Origin of the sequence: Micromonospora sp. NPDC001898 (assembly GCF_042891255.1) — a bacterium.
Classification (GTDB): Bacteria; Actinomycetota; Actinomycetes; order Mycobacteriales; family Micromonosporaceae; genus Micromonospora.
On record NZ_JBIATC010000002.1, the window covers coordinates 185105 to 204857 of the forward strand.

15 protein-coding genes are annotated in these 19753 nt (G+C 74.4%); 9 read left to right on the forward strand and 6 right to left on the reverse strand.

Translation table 11 applies throughout. The features are described from left to right. Positions 1–20: 20 nt before the first annotated feature. The 3 genes from ACFYZF_RS05530 (at position 21) to ACFYZF_RS05540 (ending at position 7860) form a co-directional block, all read left to right on the forward strand. Positions 21–1742: a substrate-binding domain-containing protein gene (locus ACFYZF_RS05530; RefSeq protein ID WP_387016328.1), complete on the forward strand. Its 1722-nt coding sequence runs from the start codon at positions 21–23 to the stop codon at positions 1740–1742. Then, positions 1739–6706 carry an alpha-(1->3)-arabinofuranosyltransferase family protein gene (locus tag ACFYZF_RS05535; RefSeq protein WP_387016330.1) on the forward strand — a complete coding sequence of 1656 codons (4968 nt, stop codon included), beginning with the start codon at positions 1739–1741 and terminating at the stop codon, positions 6704–6706. The genes ACFYZF_RS05530 and ACFYZF_RS05535 overlap by 4 nt, the downstream gene beginning before the upstream one ends. Positions 6707–6771: 65 nt before the next feature. Next, positions 6772–7860, forward strand: a complete 1089-nt coding sequence (locus tag ACFYZF_RS05540; protein ID WP_387016332.1) for a DUF3068 domain-containing protein — start codon at positions 6772–6774, stop codon at positions 7858–7860. A 377-nt stretch (positions 7861–8237) separates the two neighbouring features. Here ACFYZF_RS05540 and ACFYZF_RS05545 read toward each other — a convergent pair whose 3' ends face one another. Then, positions 8238–8819 carry a hypothetical protein gene (locus ACFYZF_RS05545; protein WP_387016334.1) on the reverse strand — a complete coding sequence of 194 codons (582 nt, stop codon included), beginning with the start codon at positions 8817–8819 and terminating at the stop codon, positions 8238–8240. 183 nt (positions 8820–9002) lie between these two features. Between ACFYZF_RS05545 and ACFYZF_RS05550 the strand changes: the two genes are divergently transcribed. Beyond that, complete coding sequence (locus tag ACFYZF_RS05550; protein ID WP_387016335.1) at positions 9003–9563, forward strand: hypothetical protein; 561 nt, start codon at positions 9003–9005, stop codon at positions 9561–9563. Between the two features lie 80 nt (positions 9564–9643). Here ACFYZF_RS05550 and map read toward each other — a convergent pair whose 3' ends face one another. Then, on the reverse strand, positions 9644–10426 hold the full coding sequence (map, locus tag ACFYZF_RS05555) for a type I methionyl aminopeptidase (protein WP_387016337.1): 783 nt from the start codon (positions 10424–10426) through the stop codon (positions 9644–9646). Positions 10427–10493: 67 nt separating this feature from the next. Between map and ACFYZF_RS05560 the strand changes: the two genes are divergently transcribed. After that, complete coding sequence (locus ACFYZF_RS05560; RefSeq protein WP_387016339.1) at positions 10494–10796, forward strand: helix-turn-helix transcriptional regulator; 303 nt, start codon at positions 10494–10496, stop codon at positions 10794–10796. Between the two features lie 104 nt (positions 10797–10900). On the opposite strand, the gene ACFYZF_RS05565 is transcribed toward ACFYZF_RS05560, so the two are convergent. After that, the gene (locus ACFYZF_RS05565; RefSeq protein ID WP_387016341.1) at positions 10901–11428 is read right to left on the reverse strand and encodes an RBBP9/YdeN family alpha/beta hydrolase; all 528 of its coding nucleotides are present in this window, start codon (positions 11426–11428) and stop codon (positions 10901–10903) included. A gap of 81 nt (positions 11429–11509) precedes the next feature. Between ACFYZF_RS05565 and ACFYZF_RS05570 the strand changes: the two genes are divergently transcribed. Together ACFYZF_RS05570 and ACFYZF_RS05575 are read left to right on the forward strand one after the other, a co-directional pair. Then, a complete protein-coding gene (locus ACFYZF_RS05570; RefSeq protein ID WP_387016343.1) occupies positions 11510–12295 on the forward strand; it encodes an S-adenosyl-L-methionine hydrolase in 786 nt (261 codons plus the stop codon). 115 nt (positions 12296–12410) lie between these two features. Then, positions 12411–12653, forward strand: coding sequence for a CPCC family cysteine-rich protein (locus tag ACFYZF_RS05575; RefSeq protein ID WP_387016345.1), 243 nt, complete (start codon positions 12411–12413; stop codon positions 12651–12653). Between the two features lie 121 nt (positions 12654–12774). Here the strand turns inward: ACFYZF_RS05575 and ACFYZF_RS05580 are convergent, their stop codons facing one another. Next, a complete protein-coding gene (locus ACFYZF_RS05580) occupies positions 12775–13002 on the reverse strand; it encodes a hypothetical protein (protein WP_387016346.1) in 228 nt (75 codons plus the stop codon). A 70-nt stretch (positions 13003–13072) separates the two neighbouring features. On the opposite strand from ACFYZF_RS05580, the gene ACFYZF_RS05585 reads away from it, so the two are divergent. Beyond that, positions 13073–13945, forward strand: a complete 873-nt coding sequence (locus ACFYZF_RS05585) for a zinc finger domain-containing protein (protein WP_387016347.1) — start codon at positions 13073–13075, stop codon at positions 13943–13945. Positions 13946–14166: 221 nt separating this feature from the next. Continuing rightward, positions 14167–17814: a multicopper oxidase domain-containing protein gene (locus ACFYZF_RS05590; protein ID WP_387017098.1), complete on the forward strand. Its 3648-nt coding sequence runs from the start codon at positions 14167–14169 to the stop codon at positions 17812–17814. A gap of 4 nt (positions 17815–17818) precedes the next feature. Here ACFYZF_RS05590 and ACFYZF_RS05595 read toward each other — a convergent pair whose 3' ends face one another. Together ACFYZF_RS05595 and ACFYZF_RS05600 are read right to left on the reverse strand one after the other, a co-directional pair. Next, entirely contained in the window at positions 17819–18604 is a 786-nt protein-coding gene (locus ACFYZF_RS05595) for a hypothetical protein (protein ID WP_387016349.1), read from the reverse strand. Positions 18605–18699: 95 nt separating this feature from the next. Continuing rightward, positions 18700–19566, reverse strand: a complete 867-nt coding sequence (locus ACFYZF_RS05600; protein ID WP_387016351.1) for a PspA/IM30 family protein — start codon at positions 19564–19566, stop codon at positions 18700–18702. Positions 19567–19753: the final 187 nt, after the last annotated feature.

The window sequence follows — 19753 nt, forward strand, 5'->3', positions numbered from 1 at the left end:
GACGTCACAGAGGAGGAAGTGTGGCGAACGGCGGCCTGCGGAACCGGCCGGAGTTCTGGCCGGTCCTGCTGCTGAGCGTCGCGCTGGTCGCGGTGCTCGGCGGTTGGGGTGCGACGAGCTACCTCGATCGGACCCGGCGTGAACCGCCGTGTACACAACGGACCGCGCTGCGGATCGCGGTGGCGCCGAGCGTCAAAGCGCCCGCCCGACAGGTCGCGCGCGACCTGACCGCCCGGGAACGCTGCCTCGACGTGACGGTGCAGGCGCGCGAGTCCGCGGACGTGCTGCGCGACCTCACCCGGCCGGCGGCCGGCGGAGCGGGGACCGGCACGGCGACGGGTCCGCTGCCCACGGCGACGGCCACGACCTCGGCTCCCACCGCTCCCCCCGACGCCTGGTTGCCGGAGTCGACGCTGTGGCTACGCCGGGCCCACGCCGCCGGCGCCTTCCAGGTGCCGGCGGAGGGCGTCTCCGTGGCGAGCACCCCGGTCGTGCTGTCGCTCGACGAGCGGTCGGCCGCGCGGCTGAGGCGCGACCGCGACCTCGGTTGGACCAGTCTGGTCGCCGCCGAACGACCACCGCTGCCCGTCGTGCTGCCCGACCCGACGGCCAGCCCGCTCGGCTTCGGCGCGCTGGTGGGCATCCGGGCGCTCGCCGACGCCGCCCAACCGGCGGCGGGTGCGGCCGGCGCGGCGGCGATCATGCGTCGACTGGCGGCCCGCACAGCGCCGTTCCCCGGTGCGGCCCCCGCACCCACCGGCCCCGGTGCGGCCGAATCCGCGGTCGTCAGCACCGAGCAGCAGATCCTCCTGGCCGCCGCCAGCGGCGGTACCCGCCAGGTCGCCGTCTACCCGCCGACGCCCGTACCCGGCCCGGACTACCCGTACGCGATCCTCGCCTCCGATGCGCGCCGCGACGGTGCCGCCGCCTTCCTGCGCGGGATGCTCGCCACCGAGGGCGCGGCGGCGTTGACCGGCCACGGCCTACGTACCCCGGGCGGCGGGTCACCCGCCGGCATCCCCGCCGGCAGCGGGATCCGCACCGGGGAGTACCCGCCGGCGCCCATCCCCGCCGAGGCGGACGCAACCACGCTGCTCAACGCATGGGGCGGGGTGCACATCAGCGCCCGGATGCTCGCGGTCCTGGACATTTCCGGATCGATGGCCGCGCGGCTGCCGGGATCGACGCAGACCCGGCTCTCCGCCACGATCAAGGCCGCTCAGGGCGGCGCGGAGCTGCTCCTGGGCACCACCGAGCTCGGCATCTGGGAGTTCTCCACCGACCTGGACGGCGAACGTGACTACCGCGAGGTCGTACCGGTGGGTCCGGTCGGCCCGCGCCGTGAGGAGATCGTGGACGCGCTCGACCGGGTACAGGTCAAGCCGAACGGCGCGACCGGGCTCTACGACACCACGCTCGCCGCGTACCGCGACGCGACCCGAAACTGGACCGTCGGGCGGATCAACATGGTGCTGGTCCTGACCGACGGCAAGGACGACAACGCCAGCGGGATCAGCCGCGCCGAGCTGCTGGACGAGCTGGCCGGGCTGCGCGACAAGCGCCGCCCGGTGCCGATCCTGTTCATCGGCGTCGGCCCGGAGATCGATCCGGACGAGCTCAGACAGATCGCCCGTGCCACGGGCGGACGGGTCGCGCTGACCCCGCGACCGTCCGGCATCCAGCAGATCTTCTACTCCGCGCTGGCCGAGTTCAGCTGCCTGCCGCCGAAGTGCCGCCGATGACGGCCAGCACGCGGGACCGCGTTACCGGGCCCACCGCCGCCCGGCCGGTCGGCGCGGCCGTCCGCCCCGATGCGGTGGACCGTCGCCGACGGCGTCTCGCCACCTGGGCGGGCGCGCTCCTGCTCGTGATGGTCGCCGTGCTGCAGCGCCCCGGCCGGACCACCTTCGACACCAAGCTGGACCTGGCCGTCGACCCGATCGGGTTCATGGGCCGGGCGCTGCACCTGTGGAACCCGGAGGCGGCCTCGGGGGAACTACAGCAGCAGGCGTACGGCTACCTGTTCCCGATGGGCCCGTTCTTCGCCGCCGGTGACCTGCTCGGCCTGCCCCCGTGGGTGACCCAACGAGCCTGGAGCGCACTCCTGCTCTGCGCCGGGTACCTCGGCGTGGTGCTGCTCGCCCGGGCGCTACGGATCGGTGCCGAGCCCGGGCGGCTGCTGGCCGGGCTGGCCTACGCGCTCGCGCCCCGGATGCTGACCGAGATCGGCCCGCTCTCCGCGGAGATGCTGCCGGTGGTCGTGCTGCCGTGGGTGCTGCTGCCGTTGGCGGCGGTGCGCCGCGTCGGCTCGGCCCGGCGCGCGGCGGCCCTCTCCGGGCTCGCCGTGCTCTTCATGGGCGGGATCAACGCCGCCGCCACCGTGATGGCGCTGGTGCTTCCCGCACTCTGGCTGGCGACCCGGCGCTGGGACCGGCAGCTGGCCGTGCTCGCCGCCTGGTGGTGCGTCTTCGTGGCGGGCGCGACCCTCTGGTGGGTCGCGCCACTGCTGCTCTTCGGGCAGTACAGCCTGCCGTTCCTGGACTACATCGAGTCGTCGGCGACGACCACCGCGGTGACCTCGCTCTTCCAGGCCGTACGCGGCACCAACCAGTGGGTCGGCTACGTCGTCCAGGGCGAACCCTGGTGGCCGGCCGGCTGGGTGCTCATCGACAACCCCGTACTGATGGCCGCGACCGCGCTGGTCGCCCTGGTCGGCCTGGTGGGGCTCGCGCTGCGCGGCCTGCCCGAGCGCCGCTTTCTCGTCCTCGGCGTGCTGACCGGGCTGGCCCTGCTGACCACCGGCTACCTCGGCACGCTGGACAGCCCGCTCGCCCCGTTCGTCCGCGACCTGCTCGACGGGCCACTCGCGCCGCTGCGCAACGTGCACAAGTTCGAGCCGGTGCTGCGGCTGCCGCTCCTGCTCGGCCTCGCCCACGCGGCCAGCCGCCTGGTCGCCCGCCGCCGGGTGCGGATCCATGCGGCACCGGTCGTGGCGGTCCTGCTGCTCGTCGCGTCCGCGCCCGCGTGGTTGCTCATGCTGCGGCCGGGTCCGGGCTGGACGGACCTGCCCGCGCACTGGCGGCAGGCGGCCGGCTGGCTCGCCGCGCAGGATCCGCAGGCCCGCACGCTGGTCGTCCCCGGGTCCGGGTTCGCGCAGCACACCTGGGGCCGGACGGTGGACGAGCCGCTTCAGCCGCTGACCGGCGCCCCCTGGGCGACCCGGCACCAGATCCCGCTCGGCTCCGAGGGCAACATCCGGGTGATGGACACCGTCGAGACGGTCCTGGCGCAGGGCCGTGGCTCACCGGCGCTCGCCGACTTCCTCGCCCGCTCCGGCTACCGCTACCTGCTGGTCCGCCACGACATCGACCGGACGGCCAGCGGCGCCCCGCCGGTCGCGGTCATCCGGCAGGCGATCGCGGGCTCCCCGGGGCTGCGCCCGGCCGCGTCGTTCGGTCCCGAGGTGAGCGTCGACGATCCGCAGCGCAGCCCGGTGGACGCGGCGGAGTCCGTACCGGCGATCGAGATCTTCGCGGTCGACCGCGCGGTGCCCACCGTGTCGGCGTCGGCCCGCGCCGACGTGCCGGTGGTCAGCGGCGGACCGGAGTCGCTGCTCGGGGTGCTCGAACAGGGCCTGCTCGACCCCCGGCAACCGGTCCTGCTGACCGGCGACGCGGAACCGGCCGACGCGGCCGGTCCGCGGATCGTCACCGACGGGCTGCGTCGGCGCGAGCTGAACGTGGGCCGGATGCGCGACAACGTCAGCCACACCCTGACCGCCGACGAGGCGACCCGGCAGGGACGGATCCGCACCGACCTGCTCCCGTTCGCCGCCGACGGGCACCAGACCGTCGCCGTGTACCAGGGCATCCGGTCGGTGGACGCGTCCAGCAGCGCCAGCTTCGCCGACTCCGGCGGCGGCACCGAGCCGTCGCACCTCCCGTTCGCCGCGCTCGACGGCGACCCGGCCACCGCCTGGCGGTCCGACCCGTTCCAACCGGCTTCGGGCCAATGGCTGGAGTTCACCCTCGACACGCCGCGCCGGGTCACCGAGGTGACCGTGGACTTCTCCGACGACCTGCGGACGGCGCTCCCGGTCGGGCTGGTGCGGATCAGCACCGACCAGGGTGCGGTCGACCGAGCGGTGCCCGACACTCCCGGACCGCACCGGCTCGAGACGCTCCCCGGCCTGACCACGACCGTACGGGTGACGGTGCTCGCCCTCCGCGAGGGCTACAGCGGCGGCGCGGTGGCGCTGCGCGAGCTCGGCGTTGCGGGGCTGGCGGCCCAGCGTGGGCTGCGCGCGCCGGCGGACCTGAGCGGGGGGCCGGCGCCTGCGTACGCGTTCAGCCGCGCCCCGCAGGACCGCGGCGCCTGCTTCACCGGCCCGGACGGACTCCGCTGCGACCAGTTCCTGGCCCGTACGGGCGAGGAGCCGCTGGGCGTGGACCGGTTCTTCGCGACGCCGGTGGACGCGACGTACCACCTGCGACTGACCGCGCGACCGCGCGCGGGCGGGTCGATGCCGGTGGACCGCCCGGTGACCGCCTCGGCATCGTCGGTGCTCGCCGGGGACGTCACGGTAGCCGCCGACGCGGCGGTGGACGGCGATCCGGCCACGGCATGGCTCGCGGAACCGGTCGACGACCGTCCGACACTGCGCCTGCGGTGGGAGCAGCGTCGGAAGATCGACCGGGTGCGCCTGGTCGCGCCGACGGCGCCGCTCTCCGCCCGGCCGCGGCAGGTCGTGCTGCGCACCCGGTCCGCTTCGACCGCCGCGCCGGTCGACGCGGACGGCTGGATCCGCTTCCCGGCGCTGACCACCGACCGGCTGGACATCGCGGTGACCGCGTTCGACGGCGCGGTGGCCGACCCGCGCGGCAACGCGTGGCCGGCACCGGTCGGCGTCGCCGAGGTCGAGGTTCCCGCGCTCGCCGACCTTTTGCGGCCGACCGGTGCCGACGCGCCGGTGGCGGTGCCGTGCGGCGGCGGGCCGACGGTGTCGCTCGACGGCGTCGGGTACCCGACCTCGGTCTCCGGCACCCTGGCGGACCTGCGCGCCGGCCGGTCGCTGGCGGTGACCGTGTGCGACGACTTCGCGAGCGAAGGGGTGCCACTCCCCGCAGGCGAACACCGCCTGCGCACGGTGCCCTCGGCCGCGTTCGTCGTGGACTCGGCGGGGCTCGTGCCGGACGGGACCGAACGGGCGGCGCCGACGCGGTCGCGCGACGTGCAGGTCGGCCGGTGGGCCGCCACCGACCGGACGGTCACGATCGGCGCGGGCGAGGCGGCGCTGCTCGTCGTGACGGAGAACTTCAACGCCGGCTGGACCGCGACGCTGGACGGCCGGCGGCTGCGGGCCGAGCGGGTCGACGGTTGGCAGCAGGCGTTCGAGGTGCCGGCCGGCAGCGGCGGCACCGTGACGCTCAGTTTCACCCCGGACCGGCCCTATCGGGCCGGGCTGGTGGCGGGTGCTGTCGCCGTGTTCGTCGTCGGACTCGCCGCGCTCGTGCCGGCTCGACGCCGCCGACCGGTGGAGGGCCCGGCGACGGATCGGCCGTCCCGTACCGGCGGCGAATGGTGGGTCGTGGTGCCGCTGATGGCGCTCGCGGTCGCCCTCGGCGGCGTGGCCGCGGCCGCGCTGCTGCTCGCCGCCATGCTGGTGCGCCTGCTGAGGCCGGGTGCGCTGCCGGGGATCGCCCTCGTCGCCGGTGCCGGCGGCATCTCGGTGGCCGTCCTGGGCCGGCTGCTGGGGCATGGGCAGGAATGGGTGTACGGGGCCGTCGTGCAGGCGGCGATGCTCGCGGCGGTGTGCGCCGTCGCGGCGACCGTGGTGCCGGCCGCCGGCCGGCCGCCCGAGACCGACACCGAGCCGTCGCCGGAGCCCTCTTCCGCGCCACCCGACGAGAATCGGTACCGGGCGACCCTCGGCCGGTCGGTCGCGCTGTTCCGCGGCTTCCTGCACGAACAGTCCGACCCCGACCGGTTCTACTCGCTGCTCGCCGAGGACTCCGTACGCCAACTGCGGTCCTACGTGGACCTCGCCGGTGCGCGGGTCCTCGACGTGGGTGGCGGCCCCGGCTACTTCGCCACCGAGTTCCGGGCGGCCGGCGCGGCGTACATCGGTCTGGACCCGGCCGTCGGTGACTTCGCGGCGGCCGGTGCGGCGGTGTCGGGCATGCTGCGGGGCAGCGGGACCGCGCTGCCCGTACGGACCGGTGGGGTGGAGGTCTGCTACTCGTCCAATGTGCTCGAACACGTCGCCGATCCCGAGGCGATGCTGGACGAGATGGTCCGGGTGACCCGCGCCGGTGGCACCGTGTTCGTGTCGTTCACCCCGTGGCTGTCCCCGTGGGGCGGCCACGAGACCTCGCCGTGGCACTTCCTGGGCGGCGAGCGGGCCCGGCTGCGCTACCTGCGCCGCAACGGCCGGGAGCCGAAGAACCGGGTCGGGCACACTCTGTTCCCGGTCAGCGCCGGGCGGGCGGTGCGGTGGGCCAGGGCGGCCCGGCGCGCCGGCGCCATCGACATCGTCGACGTGCTGCCCCGGTACCACCCGGGGTGGGCGCGGTGGGTCGCCCGGATCCCCGCGCTGCGGGAGACGCTCACGTGGAACTTCACGATGGTGCTCCGGAAAACGGCGGAACCCGACGATCGAGCGTACGAGAATGCCGCGCAGGGGTCGCTTCGGGATGTAACTCGGTAGTAACCTCTGGCAGCCGGCAGCGGTCCGCCTGCCGAACTACCCGTCCCTCAATACGTGGAGGCACTATGAGGTCTCGCGTCATCGGCGCCGCGCTGTTCGGCGTCGGTGTCCTCGCGTTGGTCTTCGCCGGCGGTCTCGCGTTCGTCGTGGCACCCCAGGCGGAGCGTCTGCCGTACGACCTGGAGCGTGCCCAGTCCGTCGCCGAGGCACCCAACGCCCGCTTCCTGCAGATCACCAACGGCAAGGCGGAGGTGAACCAGGGCACCCTGCGCTCGACCATCACCGTCACGCCGGACACCAAGGAGACCGCCAAGCTGGACGGCTCGCTCGACGGCAACGCCGTCGTGTGGCTGGCCGGGCAGGAGGTCATCCGCACCGACACCAAGGCCCTGATCAGCGCCTACAGCACGTCGCTGGCGCTCGACCGCAAGACCGGCGCCGCCCAGCAGTGGGACAAGCAGTGGCTCGACACCGGCAGCAACCGGCAGAGCGTCAACTACTCGGGCCAGATCTACAAGTTCCCGTTCGGCACCGAGAAGAAGACCTACGAGATCTTCGACCGGGACATCAGCACCACCCAGCCGGCACGCTTCATCAAGACCGAGCAGATCAACGGGCTGGAGACCTACCAGTTCACCCAGGAGATCCGCGACGCGACGCAGCCCCTGCCGGCCGACCGCCTGAAGCTCCTGGTGGGCCAGCTGGTGCCCGGCGCCACCACCGGCCGGGTCAGCTACAGCAACACCCGCACCGTGTGGGTGGAGCCGGCCACCGGCCAGTTCATCAAGGTGCAGGAGAAGCAGAGCAAGAAGCTCGTCGGCGACAACGGGCAGGAGACCGTCATCCTCGACGCGGTCTTCACCTACACCGACGACACGATCGCCAGCAGCGCCGACAAGGCGGGCTCCAACCGGCAGCTGCTCCAGATGGTCAAGCTGTGGGGTCCGCTGGCGCTCGCGGTCATCGGCCTGGCGCTTGTGATCGTCGGTCTCCTCATGGCACTTCGCCGTCCCCGCGTGGCGACGGTCGCCGGCAGCGTCCCGGGGCCCCGCCGGGGCTCCGGCCGCCACACCGTCCCCGGTCCGGGGGAAACGGACCCGGTACGCGACGGACCGCCGGCCGATCCCGGCCGGCAGCAGAAGGCCGACAGGTAGGCCGACCAGCTCGACGGATACGCCCCTGAGGTGCCGGCCCGGTCGGGCCGGCACCTCAGATCGCAATTCGGGACTGCCGGTGTCAGGTCAGCGGGGCTGAGCCACGCACCGCCCACCACTTCGGCCCGCGAATCCACCGCCGTGCTCATTGATCAGCGGATCGTCGGCGCTCATGCGACATTCAGCTCTTGGGCCGCCACGTACACACCGCGACACCGGAACGCCGCCGGCGCGTGCACCATCGCGGCGACTCGGGCAGCGCGAGTGTTGAAGGGGAACCAGAATCGCCGCAGCGAGCGGCCCTCCACTTACGAGGGTGTCACCGCGCCCGTGGGCATGGTGGGGGCGATCGTGGGCGGCTACCCGCCGGACCGGCGCTATCCGTTCGTCAGGTGCCGCCCGGCGAGACGCTTTCCGTTCCGATGGCGCCGGACTGCGATGACCACCGTCAACGCGGCACCGACCAGCACACTGAGGGACGCCAGGGCCGAGGCGGCCAGCGCCGCCAGCGCCCTCGAACGCGCATCGTGGAACCGGGGAGGATCACCGATCGAGAAGGACGAGGTGCCGTGCTCGTCCGAGACCGTGCAGGTCAGCGTGTACGTGCCGGCTGGTTTGGCGTAGATCATCTGTACGCCGCGCCAGCGCTCGCCGTCCGCCTCCAAGGTGAGATCGTCGGAGAGCATCGAGACCAGATTCCACTCTCCGAGCTTCTGGGTGTCCGCCTCCGAGTTGTGGCAGGCGGGGAAATACTGCTCGCCCTTGACCCACACCATCTTCCCGGCCTCGGGCATATGCACGGTGATCGGCTGCCCGGGCGTGATGCGCTGCCCGAGGTCACCCCCGAAGGGAATCAGGAACAGCATCACGGCGGCAGCCAACACGCCGCCGGCGGCGATCAGCGCCGGAACGACGTACCAGATCCGGCGGGGCGGTGACGGGTCGGCAGCGACGGTCACCGGAGCAGGATCCATGGAAGCATGATCGCTTGTCGCCTGTGGCCGGACCAGTACCCGTTCGGCCTGAGGGCCGGCCGCTGTCGCATCGCTGTCAGAGCCACCAGGTAGATAGAGTGATCTCTATAGTTGTCGTTGTTCCCGGCACCGCCGCCCATGCCTGCCGTTCCGCCACGGAGGTGGCCCGTGTCCCCCCACCACACCCTGCCCATGTTCCGCCGCCGTCGTCCGTCGACCCTGCTCCTGGTGTTCGGTCTGGCGCTGGGCCTGGCCGCCCCCACGCTGGTGGCGACCCCCGCGTCGGCTCGGCTCGCCCCGCGAGCTGCCCACATCCTCTGCTACGCCGGCGGGTTCAGCGAGCCGCCGGGCCCCGGCCGCCCGGTTGCCCTGACCTGGTCGCACATCGGCAGCCGGTCCAACGGCAGCTACACCTACCGATACTGGATGGTGCAGGAGGTGAGCGGTTCGACGCTGTACTACCGGAACAGCTACGTGGCCAAATGCTCCGGCGACTCACTGGTCTCCACCACGGAGATCACGCCGACCGACGGATTCGGCACTGCGGCCTGCACCAGCACCGTCGACCGCTACCCGACGGCGTCGGACGCCGAGCGGTTCGTCGGGGGACGCACCTCCTGGGAGCGGCCGTTCATCACGACCCGCACGTTCCGGTACTGGCACCGGGAGTGGCTCTCGGTGAGCACCCTGCAGTGGGTCTACGGGTCCAGCTACGTGGTGAGGTGCTGAGTCACCGTTTCGCCCCGACGTCGGCGACCATCCTCAGCCTGCCGCCGGACGCCACGAGGGGAACGCGGATGGCTGTCACCTCACGGTTGTGCCTGCTTCGGCAGGGTGAGAATTTCGGCTCCGTCGTTGGTGATGGCGATCGTGTGCTCACTGTGCGCCGTCCGGCAGCCTGTCGCGCTTCGGAGTGTCCAGCCATCGGCATCGGTGACGAGCTCGGCGGTGTCCGCCATGACCCATGGTTCCAATGCCAGCAGCAGCCCAGGGCGCAGCTTGTATCCGCGACCGGGCCGCCCCTTGTTCGAGACGTGCGGGTCCTGGTGCATCGTCGATCCGACGCCGTGGCCGCCGAACTCGGTGTTGATCGAATATCCCGCCTCGCCGAGAACCGAGCCGATGGCATGGGAGATGTCACCGATGCGAGCTCCGGGGCCGGCCGCGGCTATCCCCGCGCTCAATGCGCGCTCGGTCGCGTCGATCAGCGCAACGCTCTCCGGGGGCCTGACGTCGCCCACGATGAAGCTGATGGCGGAGTCAGCGACAACTCCGCCCAGGCAGACGGCGAGGTCGAGCGTCAGCAGGTCGCCGTTGGCAAGCGGGTAGTCGTGCGGCAGTCCGTGGAGCACCGCGTCGTTGACTGACGTGCAGATGTAGTGGCCGAACGGCCCGCGTCCGAAGGACGGCTCATAGTCGACATAGCAGGACTGCGCCCCGGCCTCGGTGATCATGCTGCGGGCCCACCGGTCGATGTCCAGGAGGTTCGTGCCGACCGTGCTGCGGCTCCTCAGTGCCCGCAGTATGTCGGCGACCAGGGCGCCGGCGTCCTTCGCTCGCAGCAGGTCTGTGGGGCTCAGGATCTCGATCATGCAGCGCCTTTCCTCGTGGGACCAATAAGTATCCCGGCCATATTATCCCGGTACTAGAATCGGAGCCATGGTCAGGTTGCCGCTCACCCCCGCAGAGGTCGAGCGCGGGCAGCGCCTCGGCGCCCTCCTACGTCGAGCCAGGGGGGAGCGTTCGATGCTCGTTACCGCCCTGGAAGCAGGTGTCTCGCCGGAGACTCTTCGGAAGATCGAGTCCGGTCGCGTAGCCACCCCTGCCTTCCCGACCATCGCCGCGATCGCCAACGTCCTCGGCCTCTCCCTCGATGCGGTGTGGTCAGAGATCAACCAGTCAGCCGGCGGGGCCGAACTCGCAAGATCAGGCCGCTACGCAGGTGGGCGGTTGGCCTCGTAGGTCTCGACCCCGCAGCTCCGTTGCAGTTGCCGACGACGTTGCAGTTGCCGACGACAGAGAACACCTGGGCGCAGTTTCTCGATCAACGTCCCCGACCGGTGCAGCTAGGGGGCGATCAGGCGGGCGATCAGATCCTCCGCCAGCGGCCAGGGGCCGTATCCGTCTGCGGCGGTGACGTGCCCGGCGTCGCCGAGGTCGACCAGCTCGGCACCCCACCGCCCGGCGTAGTGCACCGCCCGCTCGTACGCCATCATCGGGTCGTTGCGACTCGCGGCCAGGATCGACGGGAACGGCAGCGGGTCGTCGGGCAGCGCCGGCATCGAAGACTCCCCGTCCGTCCACGGCTCGGCGATGTCGGGCGGGGCGACCAGCAGCGCCCCCCGCACCGGGCCGTGGCCGCCGAGCGCCCAGAGCGCCACGGTGAGGCAGCCGGCGCTGTGCGCCACCAGCACGGTCGGCTCGGCCGGCTCGGCCAGCGCCACGGTGAGGGCGGCCACCCGGTCCTCGGCCACGTACCGGCCGCGCTCGGCGTGGCGAACCCAGCGACGCGCCGCGTCCCGGCCGCGCAGCCACTCCTGCCAGTGCCCGGGCAGCGGCTCGTTCCGGCCGGGCACCAGCAGCACACGGGTCACAGCCGAGAGGTTAGCGTCGAACCGGCAGCCGCGCCGCCCCTGCGCTGCGGGCGGCATGGGAGACACCCGAGTACGAGGAGGATGCCCGTGGTGTGGATCTCACTGACCACCGACTACGGCCTCACCGACGGGTTCGTGGCCGCCTGCCACGGGATGATCGGACGGCTCGCCCCGGCCGCCAGGGTGATCGACGTGACCCACCTGGTGCCGCCGGCCGACGTACGCCGGGGCGCGGCCGTGCTCGCCCAGACGGTGCCGTACCTGCCGGTCGGGGTGCACGTCGCGGTGGTCGACCCGGGGGTGGGCACCGCCCGGCGCGGGATCGCCCTGGCCGCCCCGGGCGGGCTGCTGGTCGGGCCGGACAACGGGCTGCTGCTGGACGCCGCCACGGCGCTCGGTGGCGTCACGGCGGCCGTCGAGCTGACCAACCCGCAGTGGCTGGCCCCCGAGGTGTCCCGCACCTTCCACGGCCGGGACGTGTTCGCCCCGGTCGCGGCCCGGCTGGCGCTCGGTGCGCCGCTTTCCGACGCCGGCCCGGCGGTCGACCCCGCCGCCCTGGTCCGGCTCCCCGAGCCGGTGGTCCGGCCCGGCCCCGACGGCTTCACCGCCGAGGTGCTGACCGTGGACCACTTCGGCAACGTGCAGCTCGCCGCGCCGGGCGACCTGCTGGCCGCGCTGCCGGCCCGGCTGCGGGTGGCCGGGCGGGCGGCGGCGCACGGGCGGACCTTCGGCGACGCCCCACCTGGTGAGCTGGTGGTGTACGTGGACTCCGCCGGCCTGGTCGCGGCGGCGGTGAACGGCGGCCGGGCCGTCGACGTGCTCGCGGCCGGGCCAGGTGACCTGGTGGCCGTCACCGCCGGCACCTGAGCACGACACTGTGCCGGGGCGTCGGTGGAACGGCCGGGAACGGCCGTTCGGTGGGTGACGAAATCGGACCACCGCCGGACTGATGCCCGGTGGCCGCTTGTGGAATGCTCTTCCGGTGGGTGAACAATGGGTTCCGTCGGCATGCCCCTGCTGCGCATCGAAAACCGGGGGCGGCACCTGCCCGGTCTGTTTCTGGACCGACGACGGCCAGGCCGACGCCGACGCCGATGTGGTGCGGGGCGGCCCGAACGGCGACCTGAGCCTGTCCCACGCGCGGCTCAACTTCGCGATCTACGGTGCCAGCCATCCCCGCTACCAGGAGATCGTGCGCCCGGCCCGCCCGGAGGAACGCCCCTGACCCGCCCCCGAACGTGGGGACGGGCCGGGGCGACGCCGGACGCCGCGCCGACGCGGGACCGGGCGAGGGGCCAGGACGCGAGGGGCCAGGACGCGAGCGCCCCTGCGCCGGCCGGCGGCGGTCAGCAGCGCGGCGCAGCGCCGCCGTACACGGCGGAGATGTACGCGTGGCTGACGTACTGCCCGCTGGCGAGGCGGTTCCACCGGTTCGTGGTCCGGCAGGTGCCGCTGACGGTCTGGCCCGTGACGTAGCACTGGATCGGCACGTGGGCGTACGTGGCGGCGAGGCCACGGGCGGCGTACCCGGTGCCGGGGCCGGTGCGGAGGTTGAGCGGGCCGGAGCCGATCACGCCGGCCAGGTATGCCTCCGGACAAATGGCGATACACGCGAATCCCGTTCGGGGGAGGGAGAATGGCGGGGTGCCCGAAGGCGACACCGTCTGGAACACCGCCCGCGTCCTGCACCGCGCCCTCGGCGGGGCCCGGCTCACCGGCTCCGATTTTCGGGTGCCGCAGTTGGCCACCGTCGACCTGACCGGCTGGACGGTGCACGAGTCGGCCAGCCGGGGCAAGCACCTGTTGCTCCGGCTCACCGCCCCGGAACCGGTCACCGCCCCGGAGCCGGTCACCGCCCCGGCCGCCGGTGACGATCGGACGACCCGCTGGACGCTGCACTCGCACCTGCGGATGGACGGGGTCTGGCGGGCGTACGCGCCGGGCGAACGCTGGACGGCCCGGCCCGCGCACCTGATCCGGGCGGTGCTGCGCGGCCCCGACGCGGTGGCCGTCGGGTACCACCTGCACGAGCTGGCGCTGGTGCCGACCGCCGAGGAGGGCGCGCTGGTGGGGCACCTCGGGCCGGACCTGCTCGGCGCCGACTGGAACCCGGCCGAGGCGGTCCGCCGGATCGCCGCGCGCCCGGAGGCGGCGATCGGGGAGGCGCTGCTCGACCAGCGCAACCTGGCCGGCGTGGGCAACCTGTACAAGTGCGAGGTGCTGTTCCTGCGCGGGATCTCGCCGTGGACCCCGGTCGGCGCGGTGCCCGACCTGGCCGGCACGGTGACGCTCGCGCAGAAGCTGCTGGCGGCCAACCGGGGGCGGTGGACCCAGAGCACCACCGGCTCACTGCACCGGGGGCGGACCAGCTACGTGTACGGCCGACGCGCGCAGCCCTGCCGCCGGTGCGGCACGGCGATCCGCAAGGAGGAGCTGGGCGAACGGGTCACCTACTGGTGCCCGGCCTGTCAGCCCGCTCCGCCGGGCACCGTGCCGCCCCGGCCGGCGACCTCCTGACCCGGGTTCTCCTGACCCCGGCGACCGGGCCGGTCAACGCCCTGACCTGCCACGACGCGCCCGTCCCAGGGTCCGGGACGCCCGCAGATACGGACGATTGGGTAGTTCCTAACCAGGGGTCCGGCGTCGCATGCTGCGGTTGAGTGCTCACCGATCGTCAACAGGCGCGCCAGCCGCCCCAAGGGGGTGGCGGCCGGCGCGCCTCGATCCCGGGGAGAGCCATCGTGCTGTTCCGCAGACTGCGTACCAACCTCGCCGACCGGGCCGCCCGCACCGGCCGGGAGGTCGGGCCGACCGTGCCGGCGGCCCGGGCCGCCGAGGAGGCGGCCCCCATCCCCGCCAGCCTCGACCCGGCCGCGGTCCCGCGCAGCTTCGGGCCGGTGCCCAACTTCGCCACCAGCCCGCTGCCGGTCCCCGACGGGCGGGGCGGGACAGTCCCCGGCACCGGCCTGCGCAAGTTCGTCGACGCGCTGCCGGGCCCGGGCGAGGCGGGCCGCAACGAGCTGGGCGGGTACCTGCCGGTGGCCGCCCCCGACACCATCACCTGGCCGGGCTGCGACTACTACGAGATCGGTCTCCAGGAGTACGCCCAGCGCCTGCACCGCGACCTGCCCGCCACCCGGCTGCGCGGCTACCGGCAGCTCAACCTGGGCACCGACGGCTCCGGGCACAACACGGTCGCCCCGCCCGACCGGCCGTACCTGCTCGGGCCGGTGATCGTGGCCCGGCGGGGCCGGCCGGTACGGATCAAGTTCATCAACCAGCTCCCCACCGGGCGGGCCGGCGACCTGTTCCTGCCCGTCGACCCGACCCTCGACGGCGCCGGGGAGGGGCCGCTGGACGGGCCGGCGCCGTACCCGCAGAACCGGGCCGTGCCGCACCTGTACGGCGGGCAGACCGGCTGGATCAGCGCCGGCAACCCGTGGCAGTGGGTGACCCCGGCCGGCGAGATCACCCCGTACCCGACGGGGGTGGGGTTGACCCACGTGCCGGACATGCCGCCGCCCGGCCCCGGGGCCACGACCCTGTACTACCCGAACGAGCAGAGCGGCCGGCTGATGTGGCTGCACGACAACACGCTCGGCCTGTCCCGGCTCACCGTCCACTCCGGTCAGCTCGCGCTCTACCTGCTCGCCGACCCGGCCGAGGAGCACCTCGTCGCCGACGGCGTGCTGCCCGCCGAGCAGTTGCCGCTGGTGATCCAGGACCGCACCTTCGTGCCGGACGACACCCAGCTCGCCGCCCAGGACCCGACCTGGGACCGGGACCGCTGGGGGGCCCGGGGCAGCCTGTGGCATCCGCACGTCTACCAGCCCCGGCAGAACCCGTACCGGGCCTCGGGCGGCAACCCGACCGGCCGGTGGGACTACGGCCCGTGGACCGGCCCCCCGCCGGGCCGGGAGGCGGCCGTCCGACCGGGGCCGGACCCGGAGACCGACGGCCGCCCGGCCGGGCCGGCGCCGAACCCGCACCACGATCCGGTCGCCACCCCCGACGAGCCGCCGCTGGCCCCGGGCGTGCCGCACCCGTCGGCGGTGCCGGCGGCGTACGGCGACACCCCGCTGGTCAACGGGGTCGCCTACCCGTACCTGACGGTGGAGCCGAGGGCGTACCGGTTCCGGATCCTCAACGCCTGCGCGGACCGCGGCCTCAACCTCCAGCTCTACCGGGCCCGCTCGGACGGCCCGATGTGGGGCCCGGACGGCGAGCTGCACGACGCCGACGCGGGCGAGGTGCCGATGGTGGCGGCGGTCCGCTCCCCCGGCCGCCCGGCGCACTGGCCCACGGACGGCCGCGACGGTGGGGTGCCGGACCCCGCCGCGGCCGGGCCGGAGTTCGTCCAGGTCGGCAACGAGTGCGGGCTGCTGCCCGCCCCGGCGGTGCTGCCCAACCGCCCGGTGGGCTACCGGTACGACCGGCTGGACCCGACCGTGCTGAACGTCGACGGGCACACCCTGCTGCTCGCCCCCGGGGAGCGGGCCGACGTGGTGGTCGACTTCTCCGCCGTCCCGCCCGGTGCCACGGTGATCCTGTACAACGACTGCCCGGCCCCGCTGCCCCGGTTCGACCCGCGCTACGACCACCACACCGACGCGCCGGACCGCACCGCCGTGGGCGGGATCGCCGGCACCCGCCCCGGGTACGGCCCGAACACCCGCACCCTGCTCCAGTTCCGGGTGGCCGGCGAGCCCGCCGAGCCGTTCGACCTGGCCCGGCTCGCCGACCGGCTGCCCGCCGCGTACGCGGCCAGCCAGCGCCCGCCGATCGTGCCCCAGCCGGCGTACGACGCCGCGTTCGGCACCCGCACGGCCGGGGACACCGTGGTCACGGCGTACGCCACCTCGGTCAGCTTCACGCCGGCCGGGACCGCCGTCCCGGTGACCCTGCCGCTGGCGGTGAAGACGGTGGGGCAGGTGTTCGAGCCGGCGTACGGGCGGGTGGCCGGCCGGCTCGGGGTCGCCCACCCGAACGCCGGCCCGCTCGGCCCGGTGACCCTGCCGCTCGGTCCCGTCGACCCGGCCACCGAGACCCTGGTGATCGCCGACCCGACGGTGCCGGTCGGCGCGCCCGCCGACGGCACCCAGCTCTGGCGGATCACCGGGGACGCCGGGCAGACCCACCCCGTGCACGTCGGCGGCTGCGACGTGCAGCTCGTCAACCGCGTCGGCCGGGACGGCACGATCCGCCTGCCGGAGGCCAACGAGCTGGGCTGGAAGGAGACGGTCCGGGTGAACCCCCGGGAGGACGTGGTCGTGGCGCTGCGCCCAGTCGCGCCCGTCCTGCCGTTCAAGCTCGGCGACAGCGTCCGGCTGCTCGACCCGACGCGCCCGGCCGGTGCCCGGATCGGCTCGACCCCGGTCAGCCCGCTCGACGGACGGCCGGCGGCGGTGGTGAACCAGCTGGTCAACATGGGCTGGGAGTACCGCTGGCACAGCCAGCTCGGCGGCCACCGGGACCAGGGCATGAGCCGCCCGCTGGTGCTGCGGGTCGCCCCGAGGGGCCCGACCGGGCTGACGGCCACGCCGATGGCCGGGTCGGCGACCGTGCTGCCGGCGATCGCGCTGACCTGGACCGGCAACGGCAGCCACCCGCAGGCCCGCAGCCACCTGCTCCAACGGGCCACCGACATCGCCTTCACCGAGGGGGTCATCGCGATCACGGTGGCCGCCGCCGCCAACCGGTACACCGACGCGACGGTCACCCCGGGGGTGACGTACCACTACCGGATCCGGGCGGAGAACGAGGTGAGCTGCTCGGCCTGGTCCAACGGGGTGCCGGCGGCGGTCCGGCTCGCCGCCCCGGCCGGGCTGGTCGCGGCGATCCCGCCGGCCGCGCCGCCGCGGGTGGCGCTGCGCTGGGCGAACCGCTCCTTCGCCACCGGCGTGGACGTGCAGCGGGCCACCAACCCGACGTTCACCAGTGGACCGGTCACCACCGCGATCGGGGTGGGCGGGCAGCACGTGGACGCCGTGGTCGCTGCGGAGACCACCTACTACTACCGGGTGCGGACCACCTACCTGGGGGCGGCGTCGCCGTGGTCGACCGTCGCCACCGTCACCACTCCGCCCCGCCCCGCGCCGCCCACGGCGCTGGCCGGCGCCGCGAGCGCCGCCCCCGCGCTTGACACGGCGACGGTGGCGCTGACCTGGGCGGCCGGGCCACCGGGCGGGCCGGGGGCCGGCTTCGTGGTGCAGCGGGCCCTCGACCCGGCGTTCGAGCGGGAGGTCGTCGCGTTCACGGTGCACGGGCGGGGGTTCACCAACACCGGCCTGGCCCGGGGCGTGACGTACCACTACCGGGTGCGGTCGTTCAACGTGGTCGGCAGCTCGCCGTTCACCCCGCCGGTGGCGGTGAGCACCCCCGGCTGAGCGGTCAGCGGGTGGGGGCGCGCTGGGGGTCGCCGACCGTGCGCAGCTCGGCCAGCGCCGAGGCCACCCCGTGCAGCAGGTCGGTCGCCTCGGCGAGCCGGGACGCGGCGGCGTGCTCGCTGCTGGGGCGGGCGTCCTCGGCCAGGTAGCCGGCGGCGGCCACCACCAGTCGCTCGTACGCGGACACCCCGCTCTCCAGTTGCCCGGACAGCTCCCGGTGGGCACCGGCGAGCGGGGCCCGGGCGTCGGCCGGGGCGAGCCGCAGGGCCCGCTCGACGCTGGCCACCCGCCCGGCCAGCTCGCGCAGCGAACGGTCGGCGGCGGCGGCCTCCAGCACGGCCGGCTCGGCCAGCCCGGTCAGCTGGCCGGTCATCCCGCCGAGGGTCAGCGCGGCCCGGTCCAGCCGGGCCCACGGCTCGGCCACGCTGGTGCCGCGCAGGGCCAGCCGGGACCGGGCCCGGCGCACCTCGGCCAGCACCCCCTGCCCGGCCGGGAGTCGTTCCACGGCGGCGACCAGCCGGGCCCGGGACCGGGCGGCGGCCTCGGCCGGGTCGAGCGCCGGGGGCGCCGGCCGCGACGCGTGGGCCCGCAGGTCGAGCCAGCGCCAGGCGGCCAGGGCCACCGCGCTGCCCGCGGCGCCGGCCCAGGCCGCGTCGGGCAGCCCGAGCCCGGCGTACGGGGTCAGCACGGCCGCCGCCCCGGTCAGGCCGCCGCCCAGGACGCTCCACCGGCGGGCGCCCCGCCGCAGCCGGCGCAGCTCGCGGAAGTACCGTGCCCGCTCGTCTGCCATGCGTGCCTCCTCACTCCGGCCGCCGGCCGCCGGCGCTGACACGCCGCCCGGCCCGTCCGGCCCTGGTGCCGCCCGACCAGCGGCGCTGGTGCCGCTCAGCTGGCGGCGGTGGTGTCCCCGGTGCCGCGCTCCTGGCCCATGCTGGCCCGGATCTGGTCGAGCCGGGCCGCGGCGGCCGGGTCGGCGGTCGGGGCGGTTTGCCCCTGCCCCGCCGCGCGGTCCTGCCGGCCGGCGAGCTGCTCGCCCGCCATGCTGGAACGGATCTGCTCCAGCCGGGACGAGCCGGCCGAGTCCAGGGACGCCTTCTGGATCTCCAGCATCCGGCCTTCGACGGAGTTGCCGGCCAGCTCGGCGCGGCCCATCGCGGTGGCGTAGCGCTGCTCGATGCGGTCCCGCACCTCGTCCAGCGAGGGGGTGCTGCCGGAGGCCGTCAGGGAGGACATCGACTCCAGCGAGCGGGCCACGCTCTCCTGCATCTTGGCCTGCTCCAGCTGGCTGAGCAGCTTGGTGCGCTCGGCCAGCTTCTGCTGGAGGATCATGGAGTTGTTCTCCACCGCCCGGCGGGCCTGCGCGGCGGCGCCGAGCGCCTGGTCGTGCAGGGTCTTCAGGTCCTCCGTGGCCTGTTCGGCCGAGACGAGCTGGGTGGCCAGCATCTGGGCGGACTGCTCGTACTTGCCGGCCTCCGCCTCGTCGCCGCGGGCCCGGGCCTGGTCGGCGAGGACCAGGGCCTGCCGGGCGTTGCCCTGGAGCCGCTCGACCTCGGACATCTGCCGGGACAGCTTCAGCTCCAGCTGACGCTGGTTACCGATCACCGCCGCCGCCTGCTGGACCAGCGCCTGGTGCTGACGCTGCGCCTCCTCGACGGCCTGCTGGATCTGCACCTTGGGGTCGGCGTGCTCGTCGATCCGGGCACCGAAGAGCGCCATCAGGTATTTCCAGCCCTTGACGAACGGGTTCGCCATCTCCGCGGTATCCCCTCAGTAGAGTCGCGCCGCCCCGACCGTGCCGGGCGGTCCGGCCGGCGGTCGCACGCGGCAGTGAAGCCATGGTCCCAGCCGGGCGCCAGCCCGGCATCCGTGCGCGACGAGCGGCACGCGCCGCCGTCTGATCAACAGTACGCGGCGCGGGAAAGCCCGGCCACGTCGTCGG